Here is a 19,049-nt window from a genome sequence, read left to right on the forward strand (position 1 = left end):
TAATTCAGGACTTGTCCCTTTTTAATTTTTTGTACCTCGTCCGGGGAAAGTAAGTTCAGCAACACCGGACTTATCCAAATCACCCAATCCGAGTTCAATCATACGATCATACTGCGCCTTCGTTGCTTGGGCGAGTGGTAGAGAAATACCCTCGGCATCCGCCAAGTCGAGCGCAATACCTGAATCTTTAGACGCATGTGCTGACGAAAAATAGCACTCATGGTCCCGCGCTTCCATGTCCTCTCCATCGGTTTCCAAGACTCGCGAATTCGCTCCAGTTTGTGCAAAGACCTCTTGCAACATCGCAAGGTCTAATCCGAGTGCGGCACCCAAGCCGAGTCCTTCGGCAAGTCCTGCAGTATTGATGTTCATCACCATGTTGACGAGTGCTTTGACTTGTGCTGCTTGTCCAGCTTCGCCGATGTAACGGAGTGAGACACTCATTGATTCCAGGATTGGAAGTGCTTTATCGAATGTCGCTTTTTTGCCGCCGCACATGAGGTATAACGTGCCTTCTCTCGCTTGTGTAATACTACTCGCCATGCACCCTTCGAGGCTACCCGCGCCGTGCTTTGCCGCGAGTTGTTCAATGTCTACATGGACTTGTGGACTAATCGTTGCACAATTAATAAAAACTTTGCCTGATGCGCCTTGAATCAGGCTATCATCTGCATCTTCGGCGAAGATTTGTCGCATCGCCGCGTCGTCTGTAACTACGGTAATGATATAATCAGCGAGTGCTGTGACCTTTGAGAGTTCTTCCGCCGCTGTTGCCCCAATTTCTGTTGCAAGTTCTTGCGCGCGTTCGCTTGCGACATCGTACACAACAGTCACTTCAAACCCTTCGTCATTGAGATGTCGGGCGATATTCGCCCCCATTCTACCTACTCCTACAACACCAATTTTGTAATCAGAATTCGGCATGTTTACCTCCGTGCTATTATCAACCTTCACGCTGCAAATCTATATTAAATAAATCATCCTGCGATTATGATGCCAATCGCTTTAGATAGATTCAATTTTTACATATTTATAGATGTTTGTCAAGTTTTTCGTTTCCTTTTCTCTTGACAACTGGCGACTGATAACTGCTCTGTTGAAAACTGAATACCTCTGTAAAAATAAAAAAATGTTAACATTTTTTCTGAATTTAGTATAATGTCACGGACAATGAACGGAACACCTGCCAGTTAGGTTTCTCTGACTGAAATATATCGGCATGCTTCTATTTCCCTGAGGAGGACTCACCATGAACCGTTTCATATACGCCTTCGGTCTCCGAATAGATCAAGCCCATTTTCTCGTCCTTGTGCTCGCGTTTCTTGCAGTGGGGATTATTGGGTGCACACCGGGTAGTATTATTCTGCTCGATGCGAAACTTCAGAATGCTGATACCGCGTTTGACAAAGCAGAAACTACCGAAGTGCGTGCCGATAACGCTAAAGAAATGGAGAAGAATCGCCAGAAGCAGCAGGAACTTTACGATAAAGCGATAGCATTCTATTTGGAGGTTATTGAACGCGATACAGAAGGGAAATATACACAGCGTGCGCATTATCAGGTCGCCAAAATCTATAAACGCCAGTATAACTGGGATAAGGCAATCGAGCATTACCAAGCAATTGTCGCTTTAGATCCTACCGGATATTACGCGAAAGAAGCAAAAGCGGGTACCGCGAATATTCGGAAGAACCGCGAAGTTATTAAAACGAAGCGGGTTGAATACCAAAACTATAAAACTATTTATGATAGTACCCCGACAGATGAGACCTTTAATATGGCTGCTAAAGCACTCTATGAAGTCGCGCGTGCTTGTGAAAGTTTAGAGAATTACACCGAAGCTATCCGTAATTACGAGCGACTGGTCGAAGAATTCCCTGAACACTCGAAAGCAGCGCAGGCACAATTCCAAGTTGGCAACGTCTATTTTTACACGCTTTACGACTATCAAGGCGGTTGGTCCGCATATGTTGGTGTCACTGAGAAGTTTCCTGATTCTTATGAAGCATCCCAAGTTGGAACACTCCTGAAGCAGACAGCAGACACTCTGACAGAAATTAACTTCTTGAAGGATGAAATTGATAAGTTTCGGAATAAGAAAGCGGTCGAAGAGAAAAAAAAAGGTCGGAAGATTGCGCCTGCTGATATGTGGGTAGAGGAGTATAGCGACCAAGTCGTTCAGAATTTTCAACAGATTGCGAGCAACTGGCAGAAACTTCGCAACTACCCGCGTGCTATTAATGCCTACAAAACGTTGGCAAGAGACCTATCACATAAGAAATTCGCCGCCGCGGACGCATTGTACCGAACTGGAGAACTCTTTCAGCAGAATGGTGACTACGAACGTGCAATTGAGGCGTATGACAATCTGTTTGAATTCGCACCTGAGTCTGTATGGCGAAACGAAGCCATTTACCAACAGGCGGTCTGCTATCGCGCTATCGGTGAATTGGAAGCCGCTTCTGAAGGATTTAAACTCTATACGAGCATTACAAAAGGCGATGCCCCCTGGGCGTATCAAAAAATGGAGGAGATGCTCCCTGAAAACTGAGTGTTTCTATTTTTATTAGGACATACGCAAATTGAGTAAATGTAGGACATTTGGACGTAAAAAGCAGTAATTTCGATGTATTTAACCCCCTAAATCCCCCTTATCAGGGGGACTTTAAAAAAGAAATGCGTAAGTCCTATTTATAAAAAAATAATAAAGCGTTGACATTTTTTGTGAATTTAGTATAATGTTGGGAACGATGAACGGAATGCCGGCCGGTTAGGTTTCTCTGGCTAAAAATACACCGGCATATTTCTATTTACCTAAGGAGGACTCACCATGAACCGTTTTACATACGCCTTCGGTCTCCGAATAGACCGAGCCTATCTTCTCGTCGTTGCTTTCGCTTTTCTTGCAGTGACGATTGTTGGGTGCACACCAGGTGGTATTAGTATTATTCCGCTCGGTGCCAAACTTCAGAATGCTGATACTGCGTTTGACGCGGCAGAAACGACCGAAGTGCGCGACGATGACCCGGAAAAGATGGAGAAGAATCGCCAGAAGCAGCAGGAACATTACGATAAAGCGATGGCACTCTATTTAGAGGTTATTGAACGCGATACGAAGGGGAAGTACGCACAACGCGCACATTACCAGATCGCCAGAATCTATAAGCGCCGCTACGATTGGGATAAAGCGACTGAGCATTACCAAGAAATTGTCGCCCTGGATCCCACCGGCTACTACGCTAATGAAGCAAAAGCTGGCACGGCGAATATTCGCAAAAATCGCGAAGTCATCAAGACGAAGCGTGCTGAATACCAAAACTATAAGGCTATTTACGATAATGAACCAACGGACGAGACCTTTAATATCGCTGCAGAAGCACTCTACGAGGTCGCACGTGCCTATGAAAGTTTAGAGAATTACACCGAATCCATCCGCAATTACGAGCGTCTGGTCGAAGAATTCCCTGAACACTCGAAAGCAGCGCAGGCGCAATTCCAGGTTGGTAACGTCTATTTTTATACGCTTTACGACTATCAAGGCGGTTGGCCCGCGTACGTTGGTGTTACTGAGAAATTCCCTGATTCTTACGAAGCATCGCAAGCCGGGACGCTCCTAAAGCAGACAGCAGAGATTCTGACAGAAATTAACTTCTTGAAGGATGAGATTGATAAGTTTCGGAATAAAAAAGCCGTTGAATACCGAAAAACTGGACGGAAAATTACACCTGCTGATATGTGGGTAATGGGATATAGCGACCAAGTCGTTCAGAATTTTCAACAGATTGCGAGCAACTGGCAGAAACTTCGCAACTACCCGCGTGCTATTAATGCCTATAAAACGTTGGCACGTGACCTTTCACATAAGAAATTTGCCGCCGCGGACGCCCTGTTCCGGACCGGAGAGCTCTTTCAGCAGAATGGTGACTACGAACGCGCAATTGAGGCGTATGAAGCACTGTTTGAAAACGCCCCTGAGTCTGTATGGCGAAACGAAGCTGTCTACCAGCAGGCGGTCTGCTATCGTTCCATCCGTGAATTCGGAGCTGCTTACCAAGGTTTCAAAGCCTATATGAGCATTACGAAGGGAGATACACCGTACCTTCGCGAAGCCGAACAAATTGTCCGCCAGTATGAACTTGACCAAGATCAGGATGGATACAAGTTCTACGAAGAACAGGAAGCTGGAACCTCCGACCAAGACGCAAATTCCCATCCGGGTATGGGCAGCTAATTTGAAATTCAGGGAAACCACATCTCTATCTCTCGGTTTCTCTGCGTCGTTTTAGCAGAACAACGGTGGTCGTGTACTGTAGGGCGAGGTCTCCGGACTTTGCTGTCGTTCATAGATGAGCGGTATACGGACTCGTCCCTACAAACACAACCTTATCCTATATCGCGTCTTTTCTTTAAGGACTTGTTTGAAACCTACCTTAAAGGTGAGAAGGTAACTATGTTTACTGAAATGTTTGAGCCCAAGACTCCATCCGATTGTTGTATGGGATGGAGTCTTCTTTGTATATTCTTGTCGATTTGTCTCGTTAGACGCAAGGACTCACCGTTGATGCTGTAAATAAACTAACAACGACCTGGGGCAAAATCAAGCGTTCTCGTTAAACAACGTAATAGGTAGAAGCATGCAAAACATATTGGAAGGCACGGGTGACGCTGTTACTATGCCGCAACGGCCCCCCAGGCTTGTGTCAAAGATATTCAGAGATTATCGAAATAACCGCGGTCTGTTTTGGAAAGTGATGGTACCCGTAATTATCATCAACTTCTTGTTCTATCTGGGGACATTTCCATTTGCGAAGTTAATGTCTCCGGAAGGACAATGGACGATAAGTACAGATAGCGGACTTACTGCTTACACATCCTCTTCTGAATCCGTACAACCCGTAGGTGTCGTATGGGGAACGCATCTTGGCGTTTCATCTACCCACATCAGTTTCCTTTGGTTAGCGATGTGTCCTCTTATCTTTGTCATAGTGCAACGCCGTAACGGCATAGATACAACTTTCAAAGGAGTTTGGCAACAGACATTCCGTAAGACAGTTCCGATTTTAGGTGCCGCTTTTTTCATCGGGATGCTTTTCTTTGGCGTTCCGATAATCTTCGGTTTCCTTATTTTTGAATTCTTTTTTCAAGAGCTCGTTCAGTCTAATGCGCCCACCTTAGTTTTTGTGTTTGCGTGTATTTTTGCTGCTTGGTTCGTTCTCTCTGCATATTTCATTGTGAAATGGAGTCTTTACAACCAAGGGATTATGATTGAGAACCTGTCGGCAATTGCTGCGCTTCGGCGAAGCAGTGAATTGGTACGCCGTAGCACTTGGTGGAAGTTTCTCGGAATATATCTGCTGTTGACTTTGGCATTTACGGCGTTGACATCCTTACTGCTCGGTTTAACGATGGCACTTCTCTCTTTTGCTGCTCCCGAATTTATCCCGATGCGTGAAGCCTTGCTGCCCGGAAGGTTTATCAGTCTCCTTTTCTTTGGCTATGCAAAAATAACTTTAGAGAATGCTCCTCCTTTCTGGACAGTTGGGGTGATCTTTGGTGTGTACACGCTGATATGCGCTGCACTCGCGCCTGTTTGGGCAAGTCTGACAACGCAGCTTTATATGGAACGAGCAGACGAACATGCGCAGCAAGTCTCAGCATAGTCTGATGCTTGGGATTAGAGAAACAACTGAACGCGGGAACGCTCTTCTGGTGGTAAATAGTTATAAATTCTTTGACGGATCAGTTCTGGCGTATAGCGACGGGAGAAATGAGTTAGAACGATATGTTCGCTCTCAATATCGGCTAACATCGAAGGTAACATCTCAAGGTGTAAATGCATCGTCTTCTTGGCACGGGTCCGATGTTCCGGTAGGATGAACGTGCATTCACAAATTAGCACTTTGCACTGCTTCAGCAACGGATGCGCATCAATCGGGATACTCCGTGTATCTCCAAGATACGCGACTAACGGCAATTGCACCTCCGTCGTGACCTCGACACCGGATCGTTTCAATTCCACGATGTCCGGTCCTGACAAATGTTGAAATTCCGGCTTCAACTTTTTCCGAACCTCACAAATCAGATAAGAGACAGCGGGGACACTATGGTTGCCGGGCAAGATGTGTGCCACTAAATTCTGCCGAAATGGGATTGCTTCACCTATCCGAACCGGCGTGATTTGATACGCCCAACCTCTGCCTGTATCCAAAGCGGAGATCCTATCGAGGATGTGCATCAGTTGTTTAGAACCTTTCCACGGAACATAGATATTCCCCGGCGGTATACCAGAAAGCCAACGTTGACTTATATAGATAGGCAATCCAAAATAGTGATCCAGATGGAAGTGCGAAATGAAGACGTTGCCGATCCCGATGAAATTCATCGGGCATCTGCCTAAATCGAAGACGAGGTCTAGCTCCTTTACGCGAACGTAAGTAGCAACGGCGGAACTCGATTTTCCTTCAAGTGTTAAATTACCACAGTGCAACAATGCCATATTGAATAGTTGTCAGTCGTCAGTTATCAGTTGTCAGAAGAATAGACATTAGTCATTAGTTATCGATTTTCAGTGACTTAGCGAAGAACAGATATCGATTCATCAGTTCCTCTGTTCTTGCCAAGCACTGGCAACTGACGACTGATAACCGATAACTAACTGTTCATGTCTTGTGAAAGGACAAAAAATGCGTATCGGAATTATTGGCGGCAGCGGTTTTTATCAGATGGAAGGCTTAACGGATATCGAAGAAATCGAGGTCGAAACCCCGTTCGGTAAACCCAGCGATGCTCTGATTCTGGGCAACCTTGATGGTAAGCCCGTTGTTTTCCTACCGCGGCACGGTGTTGGGCACCGATTACTGCCCTCTGATATTAATGTCCGTGCCAATATCTATGCTCTAAAAACGTTAGGTGTTGAGTGGCTTATTTCCGTCAGTGCAGTCGGGAGTCTACGACAAGATATTGAACCTCGCCATTTTGTTGTACCCGATCAACTCTACGACCACACCAAGGACCGAAAGTCTACCTTTTTCGGTGACGGTATCGCTGCACATGTCAGTCTTGCCCATCCTTTTTGCCCACAACTGAGTGCCCTTCTGTCTACAGCAGCTACAGAAGTCGGTACCATTGTTCATAACGGTGGCACTTACATTTGTATGGAAGGACCAGCGTTTTCAACACAGGCGGAGTCTGAACTTTATCGGCACTTCGGATTTGACATCATTGGTATGACCGCCGCGCCTGAAGCCAAACTCGCTCGCGAGGCTGAAATCTGTTACGCTGTCCTCGCATGTTCTACCGATTACGATTGTTGGCACCCCGAGCACGATAACGTGACAACCGAGATGATCCTTGATAATGTCCGTTTCAACGTTGAAACTTCCAAAAAAATCGTCCGAGCCGCTGTCGCCAAAATCCCAGAGGAAGAAGGGACCTGTGCCTATTCAAACGCACTCCAATACGCGCTCGCGACGCATCCAGATAAAATATCGGCTGCGAAGCGACACCAGTTAAAATTCCTCTTGGATAAGTACTTGGCGTAGTGTCTTGAAGATCCTATCTGCCTCGACCTCAGTTAGAATAAGCGGCGGTGCAATATAAATAATATTTTCCGGTTCTTCGACAGCGTGACCGATTTTTCCAACGATAACGCCTTTTTCACGGAGTTGTCCGACAATCAGGTTTGTCTTCGCTGTTGCGAGATGTGAACCGTCGGTTTCGATGAGTTCCACACCGATCATCAATCCTTTACCCCGCACATGACCAACAATAGGCAATTCGCACAATGTCTCTAACTTTGAGAGCAGATGGGTACCGACTTTTTCCGCATTTTCCCAGAGGCGTTCTTCTTGGAGAATCTTCAGGTTCGCGATCCCTGCAGCACACGCGACCGGATGTCCGCCATAAGTACAGACTTGCGCAAATTCCCGATTCTCATCGGTATCTCCGAGGAACGCGTTGAAAACTTTTGTTGAAGCCACACAGGCTCCGAGTGGTAAATACCCACTTGTCAACCCTTTTGCTAACGTGATGAGATCGGGTTGTACGTCCCAATGCTCGCACGCGAACATCTTGCCAGTTCGTCCGAATCCGGTGATCACTTCATCAAGTATGAGGAGTAAACCGTAATCGTCACAGATTTGTCGGAGTTTTGGGAGGTACTCGTCAGGGGGCACAATCGCACCGCCGCCACCGATGATTGGCTCGGCGATGATTGCAATCACCGTTTCGGGACCTTCCCCTTGAATGATCCGTTCAATGTCATCGGCGCAGGCAATACCACAGGTGGAAGCGTCTAAACCGATTGGACATCGGTAGCAGTAGGGCGGATGCGCGTGCGGAAACCCCGGAACAAGCGGTTCAAAAGCTTTTCGTCTTCGGGCTTGTCCTGTTGCCGACATCGCTCCATACGTAAACCCATGGTATCCACGATACCGACTGATAATTTTGTAGCGATTCTCACCCGGATAGGTCTGTCTGCCATATTGCCGCGCAATTTTAATCGCGGTTTCGTTCGCCTCCGAACCACTGTTACAAAAGTAGACGTGATTCAAATCACCCGGAAGGCAAGCAGCAAGCTGCTCCGCTAAAATCGTTGCGGGGACATTAATCTGTGAGTGTGGATAGTAAGGTAACTTCTGTATCTGTTCATAGACTGCATCTGCGATCTCCTGCCTGCCATAACCGACATTGACATTCCAGAGTGCTGAGTAAGCGTCTAAGTACTCACGTCCTTCTACGTCCACAACCGTTGTCCCATGTGCTGATTCAAGAACGGCTAACGCTGTTTCTTCAAGGCGTTGATGTTGAAACAACGGATGCCATACGTGTGCCTTATCGACTTGTCTATAATCTTTTGCCATATTTTTTCCTGTAGTAGTTATCAGTGTAATTAGTTGTCAGTTATCGGTTATCAGTTGTCAGTTTAAAGAGGACTCTGAGAAAACCAATATCTCTTAGGACTGACAACTGAAAGGATTTTTTCTAAGGAAAAAATCCGAACTGACTGCTGACGACGACTTTACCCGTTATCGGTTTGCCTCGCTGTGAGAGTTACATAGAGGTAGGTGCGGAAATGCCTAAAAGCGTCAGTCCATTTTTCAACACCGTTTGTACGCTCTGTATCAAGATAAGCCGTGCGTGCGTTTTTTCCATGTCTGCTGAATCCAGGACCCGATGTTGATTGTAGTAGGGATGAAAAATTCCCGACAGTTCATGTAGATAATGCGGGATGCGATGTGCCTCGCGCGCCTCCGCACTCAGCAGCACAATTGATGGGAATTCTGCTAATTTACGGATCAGTTCATGTTCCATCGGTTCACTCAGCCGTTTTAGGGAGACTTCTTCAATAGGTTTCGATGTAATTCCGTGTTCAACTCCTTGTTCAAAAATGCTACAGCATCGGGCATGGGCGTATTGGATATAGAAAACAGGGTTTTCGCTGGCGTGTGTGATTGCCAATTCCATATTGAAATCGAGGTGGCTGCTGTTGGCGCGCATGAGAAAAAAGTAGCGGGCGACATCCACTGCGAATTGCTCACCGACCGTCTCTGCCAGTTCGTCAATGAGTGTATCAAGTGTATAAAACTGTCCGCGCCGTTTTGACATATCTAACCGGTTGCCTTCTGCATTGACGAGATTGACTTGCTGAATGATGAAGATTTCGAGCCAGTCATCGGGCATACCGAGTCCCTTGACGAAATTTTTGAGGTGTGTAATATGTCCTTGATGGTCGGGTCCAAGCAGATCAATAACTGTCGTAAATCCCCTGTCAAATTTATCGCGGTGATAGGCAGCGTCGGGTACAAAATAAGTGTATTCACCGTCGCTCTTAATAACAACGCAATCCTTGTCGTCCCCAAAATCTGTCATCCGAAACCATGTTGCCCCTTCTGCTTCGTAAAGGTATCCGTTTTCGCGAAACACTTGAATAATTTCTTCTGGCTTCCTGCTGTCTCGGATCGCTTTCTCGCTTGACCAGACATCAAAATTGACCCCGAAACGTTCTAAAGAAGTCCTTTGTTGTCCTAAGATGTGTGCAATCCCTTTATCTCGAAAGAGTGCCACGCGTTCGTCTGTTTCAAGTTGAAGGCACGCATTCCCCTCGGTTTCAACAATAGTTTGCGCGAACGCTTGTAGGTATTCCCCTTGATACCCACCTTCTGGAATTTCTAACCCTTCTTCACCGAGTGCCTGCCGGTAGCGGACATCAATGGATTCACCGAGTCGTTGGACCTGACCCCCCGCATCGTTGACATAAAATTCACGGATTGCGTTATAACCTATTGCATTCAGGAGATTAACAAGCGTGTCGCCAACCGCTGCGGCGCGTCCGCTGACAATGTTAAGGGGACCCGTCGGGTTGGCACTAACGAACTCTATTTGGACTTGCTTTCCGGCACCTTTCTCGCAAGTGCCGTATGCCGACTGCCTTGCTGCGATTGTGTGAAGTGTGTCGTAGAGCCAATTGTCGGAGAGGTGGATATTGATGAAGCCTGCACCAGCGATGTCGATTTGGCGGATGATCGGATGTGCATCAGGATCTATGTGTGAAACAATTATCTCGGCTATGTTGCGCGGTGCCATCCGCGCCTGTTTTGCGAGTCCTAATGCAATCGGGGTGGCGATATCGCCGTGTTCAGGCGTTTTGGTGGGTGAAAACGGAATAGTGGGTGCTTCGGATATAGCGAGTTCGCCAGCATCGACTGCGGCGTGGATTGCCCCTTCTATAATATTGTAGACTTCTGTTTTAATTGTATCCATATCAGCAAATTAAGATGTATATCAGATAGTGTTTCGTATGAGGTTCAACATTTTTAACAATCAAAATTATATCACAATAAGGAGAACATGTCAAAATTCATTTTTCGGAGGAGAGGTTTTCGGTATACTTAAAGACGCGTATGCTATGTGTAAGGGCAAGCCTAATTTTCCACTTGTATTTTAAGGACTACACCTCTATACTGATGGAAAAGCGAACAGAAAGGAATAAAACAGTGCGAGTACTCATCATGTCGGATATGGAAGGTGTCAGCGGTATCGTCGTGTGGGATCAGGTGAGCGGTGGCGCGGCGATGTTTGAAGAAGGTCGGCACCTTTACACGGAAGAGATCAACGCAGCAGTGCGGGGCGCGAAAGCCGCTGGCGCGACGGAAGTTGTCGTTGTGGATTGCCACGGGGCGGGGAAAGGTTGGACCTTTAATTCGCTTATCCCTGACAAGATTCATCCAGATTGTGAATGGGTGGCACATCATGGATGGGGACGCTACGAGGATATGTGGAAAGACGGTTGTGATGCGTGCTTACTCATCGGTATGCATGCCCGTAACGGCACGCCTGATGGTGTGCTCTGCCATACCATCTCCAGTGTGCAATACCGGAACCTCTGGTTCAACGACGATTTGGTGGGTGAAACGGGGGTGAACGCTGCGCTCAACGGTGCCTATGGTGTTCCGATCGCGCTTGTTACAGGCGATGCGGCAGTCTGCCGAGAAGCGAAAGAACTCCTCGGCGATGATCTGCCCACGGTCGCTGTTAAACAAGGGTTAAGTCGATTTAGCGCACGACAACTTCCACCCGTCCGTGCCCGTCAATTGATTGAGAACGCAGCGAGAGATGCCCTCACAGATTTAACGCGGGTTAAGCCTTACGTCCCTGATGCCCCAACGACAATCAAAATCGAACTCGGAAGCGTAGATAAACTCGCAGAATTCAAGGGACGGTCAGGCGTTGAAATAACGGGACCTGTCAGCGTTGAAAGCCGAGCAAAAGATTGGTTGACGGCGTGGAACCAATTCTGGCCCTACGTCTAACCGGTTTTGTTGGGTTTATCTTCGTTCAACCCAACCTACAAGTTACAATTTAAGATTCGTCAAGGACATCAAGCGGATCGCCGGAAGCGTCTGCCCGTTCCAGAATTTCGACTTCGTAGCCATCCGGATCGGTGATGAACGCCATTTTCATGCCGCCGGATGTGAATTGCTCGCGCCATTCATCGGGCCAAATTTCCAATCCCGCTTTCTCTAACCCGTCACAAAATTCGACAATATCAGGGACACCGATAGCAAAGTGCATCAAGTCTTCTTGGACCTGAAGTTCAAAATCCGGTGAATAGGTTAGTTCCAATGTGTGTGCATTTCCCGGAAGTTCAAGATGTACGATCTGGTTGCCTGCCGGAGATTTATCGCTCCGACTGAGGACTTTAAATCCTAAGTGATCACAGTACCAGTCGATAGAACCGTCAAGATCGCTGACGCGAACCCGTGTATGTAAAAAAATTGCCATGTCAGGCTCCTTTTTGAGAATTATGGACACATAATAACATACTCGGTAGGTTTTGGCAAGAAATTTGCGCGTGTGTCCGTGCGATTTTTTAGTTGAAAATGAGAGGATTACCGTCTATAATGATGCTAAATTAAAAGGCAAGAAATCTCATACAACATGCCAACAAAGCGTTCCTATAAGTAAGGTACTCATAAATGACTCGAAAAACCGATAGACCTAATGTTCTCTTTATCATGTCGGACCAACACCGATATGATTATCTCGAAACTGCTGAAGATGCCCCTGCTGCCCTCAATACCCCGAACTTGCGAAGGTTAGCGGAAGCGGGAGTGAGTTTTCCGAATTGCACAGTGAACGCCCCCGTCTGTGCGCCATCACGCATTGCGCTCGCCTCCGGACTGCAACCGTCTCGACTCGGAGCGGTGGACAATGGAAGTTTTCTGCCCGCCACCGTGCCGACCTATTACCAACAGCTCCGCGACCACGGCTATCGTGTCGGATGTGTCGGCAAACTTGATCTTGCCAAACCCGACGGCTATAACGGACGCTACGGTGACCGTCCGCGCACCTACAGTTGGGGATTCACACATCCAGAGGAATGTGAAGGCAAGATGCACGCTGGTAGTTCGCCAACACCTATCGGTCCCTATACCCATTACCTTGAAGAGAAAGGGATGCTTAAGGCATTCCACGAAGACTATCGGAAACGCAGTAGCGGCGGTTGGATCAAAAACGGTTCCCACGATTCTGTCCTCTCTACGGAAGATTTTGCTGATACCTACATCGGCAGACGCGCAACCGAATTTATTGAGACCATTCCCGACGATTTCCCGTGGCACATGTTCGTCAGCTTCGTTGGACCGCATGATCCATTCGACCCGCCTACAGAATACGGTGATAAGTATCGGAATGAGGAGATGCCGCCTGCTATCGTTGATAATATGGACGGAAAGCCTGAATGGGTGAAACAACGCGTCGTTAATGTCAGTCCAGAAGATATTACTGTGACACGCCAACAGTACTGCGCCGCGACGGAACTCATTGATGACCAGATCGGCGAAATGCTGCGCGCGCTTGAACAGCGCGGGATGCTTGACAATACCTATATCATTTATTCAAGCGACCACGGTGAAATGCTCGGTGACCACGGGCTTTACACCAAAAGTGTCGCTTATGAAGCGTCGTTGCGCGTACCACTTCTTGTTGCTGGACCTGGTATTCCAAAAAATCAGATTTCAGACAGTTTGGTTGAGTTGATTGATCTGAACCCTACGATATGCGACTTCGCGGGTGTACCGGTGCTGCCTCGGATTGACGCACGCTCTATTGCCCCTCTGCTTCGGGGTGAAACGGAAACGCACCGCTCCGAAATGGTGAGTGCGCTCCGAAACTTTCGATGTATCCGAACGGCGACCCATAAACTTATCGAAAACTATAACGATGTGACCGAATTATACGATCTGGAAAACGATCCCGTAGAGTTACACAACATCGCACAATCAGAACGCAAAATTGCTGGAACACTCAAAGGACGTTTGGGCAGACGGTTCCGGTCTGAGTTAGTTTTTTAATTTACCTTGCGGAGTAACTCAGCAGGATTATTAATCAAGTGCCTGTCTTATAGTAAAATCGGAAAATATGTTTACACTTTTCCCCTTCGTAGGGGCTGGGTGACCCAGCCCCTACGAGTTACCGTGTGTGCAAATAATTATGGGATTTACTATAAATCTGAAGAAACACCCAAGCAAAAACACCCCTCTATTTCATTACGGGCTAAGTTTTCGCGGCAACCTAAAAATAGAAGAAGTTCCCCTATGCATACAAGCCACACTTATGATGCAAAACTTGCATATTACCACATCACACAACTCGCTTTTCCGAGATTGGTGGACAGCGTCGGTGAGGCAGAGGCACAAGACTATATCGTCGAGCAATTCACGGCGTTAGGACTCGATGTTTCATGGGAACCGTTCTCGTTTACAAAATTCCCCGCCGAGGTATTGCCGCGTATTCTCTCGATTCTCTTCGTGCCGGTCGTTTTATTTGTACCGTGGTTCGGTGAACGATTTCCAGTACTTCTATGCCTCGCTTGCTTACTGAGCCTTGCTATCGCGTTGTTTTTTACCCAATGGCAAAAGCGGCTTGAGGGGTTGTATAATGTCGGTAAGAGGTGTCGTACGGAGAACATCATCGCAAAAAATGGAGTGGAACAAGACGCTAATACCCCTGCTTTTTTGTTCGTCGCGCACTACGACTCCAAATCACAGGTATTGCCGATTGCTATGCGCGCAATATCTTATGGTATCGCGATTACCGGGCTTCTCGTATTGACAACTTTAATGCTCATTAAGCTCTTTGCCGCCGTTTGGTTGCCTAATTACATCGTCTGGGGGGTTGCGGGAATTACGAGTTTTTGCCTGTTGCTTTTGCAAATTAATGTGACACAGAACCGCTCTCCTGGCGGGTTTGATAACGCTTCGGGTGTTGGTGTTATGCTTGAGGTGGCACGCGTAGTGATGGCGCGCGCAACAAAAATACCCATAACGTTCCTCGCTACTGGCGCAGAAGAGTACGGCATGTGCGGCGCACTGCGCTATATCCAAACGCATGCCGATGAATATGACCGAGAAAATACTTACGTTATCAATTTAGACGGACTCGGCGTTGGAGACGGTGTTAATCTCGTTACGCGCTACGGAATTCCACCAACTCGCACGACGCGGTCACTATCAGACCTGTTTCGTACATCAGGTGAAGCACTCGGTATACAGGTTTCGGATCGTTATTTACCTATTGGTGTCGGATTGGATAGCATTCCGATTGCGAGCCGTGGATTTGAAACGGTTACATTAACGGCAAGAGGTGTGGGCAGTGTCGCTTTAAAGGTACACTCAAAACGGGATCGGAGCGAACTGCTCAATACGGAAAGTCTGCAACAGGTAGGTGAGTTAATTGTCGATGTCATTGAACGTACTTAAAAAAAGACTTCCAGTCACAGGTGTTATTCTCGCTGGTGGTAAGAGTCGGCGGATGGGACAGAATAAAGCGTTGATACAACTCGGCGACAGTCCGCTCATCGAACATGTTATCCACCGCATGCGCCTCATTGTTGACGAACTTCTGCTTATTACCAATACACCTGCTGAATATACGCACCTCGGTTTACCGATGCACAGTGATATAATTCCAGACACTGGCGCGTTGGGAGGTATCTATACCGGTTTGACGTACGCTTCGCATGATGTAGGGGTCTGTGTCGCATGTGATAGCCCGTTTTTACAACCGAAATTGCTCTCCTATCTCATCTCTATTTTAGGTGAATATGATGCTGTGATGCCTTATACGTACAGTCGTAACAAAGACATCGGGGTTACAAACCGCTCCCACAGCACTGATCAGATGATCCTTCAAACATTGTGTGCGGTATATTCTAAACGTTGCTTGCCTGTTATTGAACAGATGCTGAATGAACCCGACTTGCGCGTCTATGCGCTGCAGGAACGCGCGAATATCCTGACCGTTGCACCAGAAATTTGGAAAACCTACGATTCCAGAGGTCATTCATTTTTCAACGTTAACACACCAGAAGATTTTGAAAAAGCACAAACTCTACTATAATAGGACTTACGCAATTTTGATTTTAGCACACACTGTTAAGTAGGGTGCTTGGAAAAAACGCAGACGGTCTCTTGGCACAGGAGACTAACGGTTTCCTATGCTACAAAAGAGCAGCATGCCTAAGTCCTATATAAATCAAAATCACCTCCCGTGTAAGACCTATTTCAAAGAAAATTCTCTATGCCAACTGCTTTTTTGGAAAAAAATTTGCCGTTATGCAACCTTTTGCGCCTTGCATGTATCCTTATATCATAAGGGAATACCATTAGGAGGCACTTATGCAAAGTAACGATGTTACATTAATTCAACAGATTCTCAATGGCGATCAAAACGCGTTTACAGTGTTGGTAAAAAGGTATCAAAAGCAGATACACGCCTTTGCATGGCGGAAGTTGGGTGACTTCCATCTCGCCGAAGAGATTACGCAGGACACCTTTCTTAAGGTTTATCAACAACTTTGGACGCTCAGAGACCCAAATCGCTTCGGTGCATGGCTACATGCGATTGTCAGAAATTGCTGTTTAGCGTATTTACGAAAAACGCAGCAACCGATTGAATCTCTTGATACTATGCCTGAAGCGGAGATGGAAAGGGTTTCTTATAACCAATATCTTGAGGAACAGCGCGAGGGTATTGCGAATGAAACACGGGATAAAGTTGTAAAACACCTGCTCAACAAACTGTCTGAGAATGAACAGACTGTGATAACCCTTCACTATCTTGGTGATATGCGTTGTGAAGAGATTGGTAAGTTTTTGGATGTACCCTTGAATACGATTAAGAGCAGATTGCATCGGGCAAGAAAACGGTTAAGGGAGGAAGAATTGATGGTTCGCGAAACATTAGGTGGTTTTGAACTTCCAGAAAATCTGACGGAGAATATCATAGAGTGGATTCAGATGAATGAACCCGGGGTGGCGGCACCAGTAGGGACATTAACGAAAACCTCGGATGGGTCGCTCTATGCAGTGACGGGTTATGAGAGCATTTACAAATTACCTGCGGGTAAAAGCGAATGGCAACTTGTTAACTCGGATTTTTTGCGTCAAGAGACCACAAGCGATATTCCGATTGCGGAACACAATGGCACGCTTTATATCATTCCATCTGGAACGTTGTTTGCTTCAACGGATGGAGGCAAAACTTGGAATGCTATCGGGACTTGTCCAAATGGAGACGTGAGGGAATTGCTGATTACGGAAGATGCTTTTTACGTTGTCCTTAATAACGGTATTTTCCGATCTGATGACGGTGGAAATTCATGGAAAAATATGAATGAGGGTTTAGACAGCCGCTTCACACAGAAATCGGGAATTTATACATTACAGTTGAGCGAGGACACGCTGTTTGCCGGAACCTCTCTCGGAATCTACCGCTTCAAGACAGGAACTTGGGAACACCTACAGTTGCCGGTGGATAATACTGTGGTCGTGTGTTCTTTGGCGGTGTCTGAAGACAATATCTATGTCGCCGTAGAAGTAAATATAATGGAAGGTGCCGGAACACCAGAAGAAAATTACCATAATTTCTGTGACCTCAGTAAGGATTCATGGTGGGTATTCCGATCAACCGATGGTGGCGACTCTTGGACAGATATAACGCCTACGGCTGCCCGGGATCTGATGATGAAAACATTGCCACGGATTAAACTGGTCGCATCTGGAAACACCGTCTTACTGATAGGTGGAGAGGAAGGCGTTGTGGCGCGCTCAACGGACTGTGGAAACACTTGGCGTTCCACAGAATCTTCCGGTATTACACCCATGCAGTTTAGTGTGAGTTCTGCTGTCGCTTTAGACCAAAACGCCTTTTATACCGGTGGCATCACTGGCATCCATCGATCACGGGATGGTGGTAAAACTTGGCACCGGTTCAATACAAGGTTTGCGTGCCGTGTGGATAACTTAATTAGTTTAGAGGCAAGTCCAAATTCAGAAGCATCTAAGGTGCTGTACGCGACGGTTGCTGGCGGTGTGGTCACATCAACAGACGCAGGTAGTTCATGGACTGCTGTTGACATCTTACGACCAAGGTATACCCTTGAGGTACCAAAGTTCAATGCGAAACTCAAAGATAGGGAAGACACGCCGCTCATTGTGAAGATTTCCGAAGTCAACAGTGTTCTGTGTGCAAAAGGAATTCGACGTAATAGCGAGACGGCTTACTATCGTTTAGATCCGGACATTAATTGCTTATTTCCTGTAGAGGGTTATATTTTTGAAGAGGGAAAGACACCGCCCTCGCGAGATTCAGGAAGGCTCATGTGGCACGTGTTCAATGACATAACACTTCCCTTTGATTCTTATCGGTTACCGAAACAGGAGGGACAAATTACTTTTACCCGCTCTACAGACCCAGACGCTGATGTTGAGCCTTTATCAACGCAGATCATACGCGAGGATCCGAAATTTGGTGCAGAATGCTTTCTGAAACTGTTGGGTCAAAAACAAGGCGATCGTCAACTCACTTATGATTTAATGTGGGAAGGTCTGTTCGGCAGCTTCGTGGTGAGTGGAGAAACGTACTACATGGAGTACAACTACAAACTTTTCCGATGGAAACCGGGTGATACAAGGTGGTCGGATACAGGCGTAGAAGAAACGTGTGAACTCACACGAGAAAACATGGCGCAAGGTTTTAAAATTGCTACTTCAGGGGAGACCGTCTATGTCGGTAAACGGGATGGGCAGCTCGTACAATCGCTTGATGGTGGTGATAGTTGGAACGACCTTACATCACATCTGCCGCTACCTGTTGTGCACTTCAATCAAATTGTTTTTGCCGATTCAACGGTTCACGTCGCAACCGACAAAGGCGTTTTCAATTCAATAGATGGCGTCGTTTGGCATGCAATCACCGATAAAGCGGGAGAAAGCACCATCATTAAGTCGTTAGCAACAGCAGAGGGTGCTGTTTATGGCGCGAATGATGACGGCATCTATCATTTAGAAAAGGAAGCAGGGACGTGGGAACAAATTGTGCCTGAAATTCCTGATGTTATAACGTCTCTGGTTGTTGATGGAGATGCCTTTTACGTTGGCACGGAACATCGTGGTGTACTCCGTTTTGAACGTTCTGAGCCATAGCGTCTAAGCCGAAATTAACAATCCTATTTTCCAGTCTGCCATACTGTTATCAAACTCATGTTA

The 19,049-nt window shown here is 46.8% G+C and carries 14 protein-coding genes; 9 read left to right on the forward strand and 5 right to left on the reverse strand.

The window, feature by feature from the left end; genetic code table 11:
• Nucleotides 1-21 precede the first annotated feature (21 nt).
• The gene (locus OXH00_12170) at nucleotides 22-924 is read right to left on the reverse strand and encodes an NAD(P)-dependent oxidoreductase (protein MCY3741767.1); all 903 of its coding nucleotides are present in this window, start codon (nucleotides 922-924) and stop codon (nucleotides 22-24) included.
• A 325-nt stretch (nucleotides 925-1,249) separates the two neighbouring features.
• Between OXH00_12170 and OXH00_12175 the strand changes: the two genes are divergently transcribed.
• The 3 genes from OXH00_12175 (at nucleotide 1,250) to OXH00_12185 (ending at nucleotide 5,660) form a co-directional block, all read left to right on the forward strand.
• The gene (locus OXH00_12175) at nucleotides 1,250-2,551 is read left to right on the forward strand and encodes a tetratricopeptide repeat protein (protein ID MCY3741768.1); all 1,302 of its coding nucleotides are present in this window, start codon (nucleotides 1,250-1,252) and stop codon (nucleotides 2,549-2,551) included.
• A 279-nt stretch (nucleotides 2,552-2,830) separates the two neighbouring features.
• Nucleotides 2,831-4,231, forward strand: coding sequence for a tetratricopeptide repeat protein (locus OXH00_12180; GenBank protein MCY3741769.1), 1,401 nt, complete (start codon nucleotides 2,831-2,833; stop codon nucleotides 4,229-4,231).
• Between the two features lie 403 nt (nucleotides 4,232-4,634).
• A complete protein-coding gene (locus OXH00_12185; GenBank protein ID MCY3741770.1) occupies nucleotides 4,635-5,660 on the forward strand; it encodes a hypothetical protein in 1,026 nt (341 codons plus the stop codon).
• Nucleotides 5,661-5,674: 14 nt separating this feature from the next.
• On the opposite strand, the gene OXH00_12190 is transcribed toward OXH00_12185, so the two are convergent.
• Entirely contained in the window at nucleotides 5,675-6,496 is an 822-nt protein-coding gene (locus tag OXH00_12190; GenBank protein MCY3741771.1) for an MBL fold metallo-hydrolase, read from the reverse strand.
• A gap of 187 nt (nucleotides 6,497-6,683) precedes the next feature.
• Between OXH00_12190 and mtnP the strand changes: the two genes are divergently transcribed.
• The gene (gene mtnP / locus OXH00_12195; GenBank protein ID MCY3741772.1) at nucleotides 6,684-7,541 is read left to right on the forward strand and encodes an S-methyl-5'-thioadenosine phosphorylase; all 858 of its coding nucleotides are present in this window, start codon (nucleotides 6,684-6,686) and stop codon (nucleotides 7,539-7,541) included.
• Here the strand turns inward: mtnP and OXH00_12200 are convergent.
• Nucleotides 7,509-8,861, reverse strand: coding sequence for an aminotransferase (locus OXH00_12200; protein MCY3741773.1), 1,353 nt, complete (start codon nucleotides 8,859-8,861; stop codon nucleotides 7,509-7,511). The two genes, mtnP and OXH00_12200, sit on opposite strands and share 33 nt — an antisense overlap.
• Before the next feature lie 190 nt (nucleotides 8,862-9,051).
• Nucleotides 9,052-10,761 carry an arginine--tRNA ligase gene (gene argS / locus OXH00_12205; GenBank protein MCY3741774.1) on the reverse strand — a complete coding sequence of 570 codons (1,710 nt, stop codon included), beginning with the start codon at nucleotides 10,759-10,761 and terminating at the stop codon, nucleotides 9,052-9,054.
• Between the two features lie 233 nt (nucleotides 10,762-10,994).
• Here argS and OXH00_12210 point away from each other — a divergent pair, with 233 nt between their 5' ends.
• Nucleotides 10,995-11,810 (forward strand): M55 family metallopeptidase, encoded by an 816-nt coding sequence (locus tag OXH00_12210; protein ID MCY3741775.1) that lies wholly within the window; start codon nucleotides 10,995-10,997, stop codon nucleotides 11,808-11,810.
• Between the two features lie 49 nt (nucleotides 11,811-11,859).
• On the opposite strand, the gene OXH00_12215 is transcribed toward OXH00_12210, so the two are convergent.
• Nucleotides 11,860-12,282, reverse strand: a complete 423-nt coding sequence (locus tag OXH00_12215) for a VOC family protein (GenBank protein ID MCY3741776.1) — start codon at nucleotides 12,280-12,282, stop codon at nucleotides 11,860-11,862.
• A gap of 194 nt (nucleotides 12,283-12,476) precedes the next feature.
• Here OXH00_12215 and OXH00_12220 point away from each other — a divergent pair, with 194 nt between their 5' ends.
• The 4 genes from OXH00_12220 (at nucleotide 12,477) to OXH00_12235 (ending at nucleotide 18,986) form a co-directional block, all read left to right on the forward strand.
• On the forward strand, nucleotides 12,477-13,853 hold the full coding sequence (locus OXH00_12220) for a sulfatase-like hydrolase/transferase (protein ID MCY3741777.1): 1,377 nt from the start codon (nucleotides 12,477-12,479) through the stop codon (nucleotides 13,851-13,853).
• Between the two features lie 243 nt (nucleotides 13,854-14,096).
• The gene (locus tag OXH00_12225) at nucleotides 14,097-15,260 is read left to right on the forward strand and encodes a M28 family peptidase (GenBank protein ID MCY3741778.1); all 1,164 of its coding nucleotides are present in this window, start codon (nucleotides 14,097-14,099) and stop codon (nucleotides 15,258-15,260) included.
• Nucleotides 15,241-15,900: a molybdenum cofactor guanylyltransferase gene (locus tag OXH00_12230; GenBank protein MCY3741779.1), complete on the forward strand. Its 660-nt coding sequence runs from the start codon at nucleotides 15,241-15,243 to the stop codon at nucleotides 15,898-15,900. Before OXH00_12225 ends, OXH00_12230 begins: the two co-directional genes overlap by 20 nt.
• Nucleotides 15,901-16,178: 278 nt before the next feature.
• The gene (locus OXH00_12235; protein ID MCY3741780.1) at nucleotides 16,179-18,986 is read left to right on the forward strand and encodes a sigma-70 family RNA polymerase sigma factor; all 2,808 of its coding nucleotides are present in this window, start codon (nucleotides 16,179-16,181) and stop codon (nucleotides 18,984-18,986) included.
• Nucleotides 18,987-19,049: the final 63 nt, after the last annotated feature.

It is taken from the genome of Candidatus Poribacteria bacterium, from assembly GCA_026706025.1.
GTDB lineage: Bacteria > Poribacteria > WGA-4E > WGA-4E > WGA-3G > WGA-3G.

Excerpts from the sequence above, each read along its gene's own strand:
- OXH00_12170 (MCY3741767.1), bottom strand. The coding sequence starts at position 924 with ATGCCGAATTCTGATTACAAAATTGGTGTTGTAGGAGTAGGTAGAATG.
- OXH00_12175 (MCY3741768.1), top strand. The coding sequence starts at position 1,250 with ATGAACCGTTTCATATACGCCTTCGGTCTCCGAATAGATCAAGCCCAT.
- OXH00_12180 (MCY3741769.1), top strand. The coding sequence starts at position 2,831 with ATGAACCGTTTTACATACGCCTTCGGTCTCCGAATAGACCGAGCCTAT.
- OXH00_12185 (MCY3741770.1), top strand. The coding sequence starts at position 4,635 with ATGCAAAACATATTGGAAGGCACGGGTGACGCTGTTACTATGCCGCAA.
- OXH00_12190 (MCY3741771.1), bottom strand. The coding sequence starts at position 6,496 with ATGGCATTGTTGCACTGTGGTAATTTAACACTTGAAGGAAAATCGAGT.
- mtnP (MCY3741772.1), top strand. The coding sequence starts at position 6,684 with ATGCGTATCGGAATTATTGGCGGCAGCGGTTTTTATCAGATGGAAGGC.
- OXH00_12200 (MCY3741773.1), bottom strand. The coding sequence starts at position 8,861 with ATGGCAAAAGATTATAGACAAGTCGATAAGGCACACGTATGGCATCCG.
- argS (MCY3741774.1), bottom strand. The coding sequence starts at position 10,761 with ATGGATACAATTAAAACAGAAGTCTACAATATTATAGAAGGGGCAATC.
- OXH00_12215 (MCY3741776.1), bottom strand. The coding sequence starts at position 12,282 with ATGGCAATTTTTTTACATACACGGGTTCGCGTCAGCGATCTTGACGGT.
- OXH00_12220 (MCY3741777.1), top strand. The coding sequence starts at position 12,477 with ATGACTCGAAAAACCGATAGACCTAATGTTCTCTTTATCATGTCGGAC.
- OXH00_12225 (MCY3741778.1), top strand. The coding sequence starts at position 14,097 with ATGCATACAAGCCACACTTATGATGCAAAACTTGCATATTACCACATC.
- OXH00_12230 (MCY3741779.1), top strand. The coding sequence starts at position 15,241 with ATGTCATTGAACGTACTTAAAAAAAGACTTCCAGTCACAGGTGTTATT.
- OXH00_12235 (MCY3741780.1), top strand. The coding sequence starts at position 16,179 with ATGCAAAGTAACGATGTTACATTAATTCAACAGATTCTCAATGGCGAT.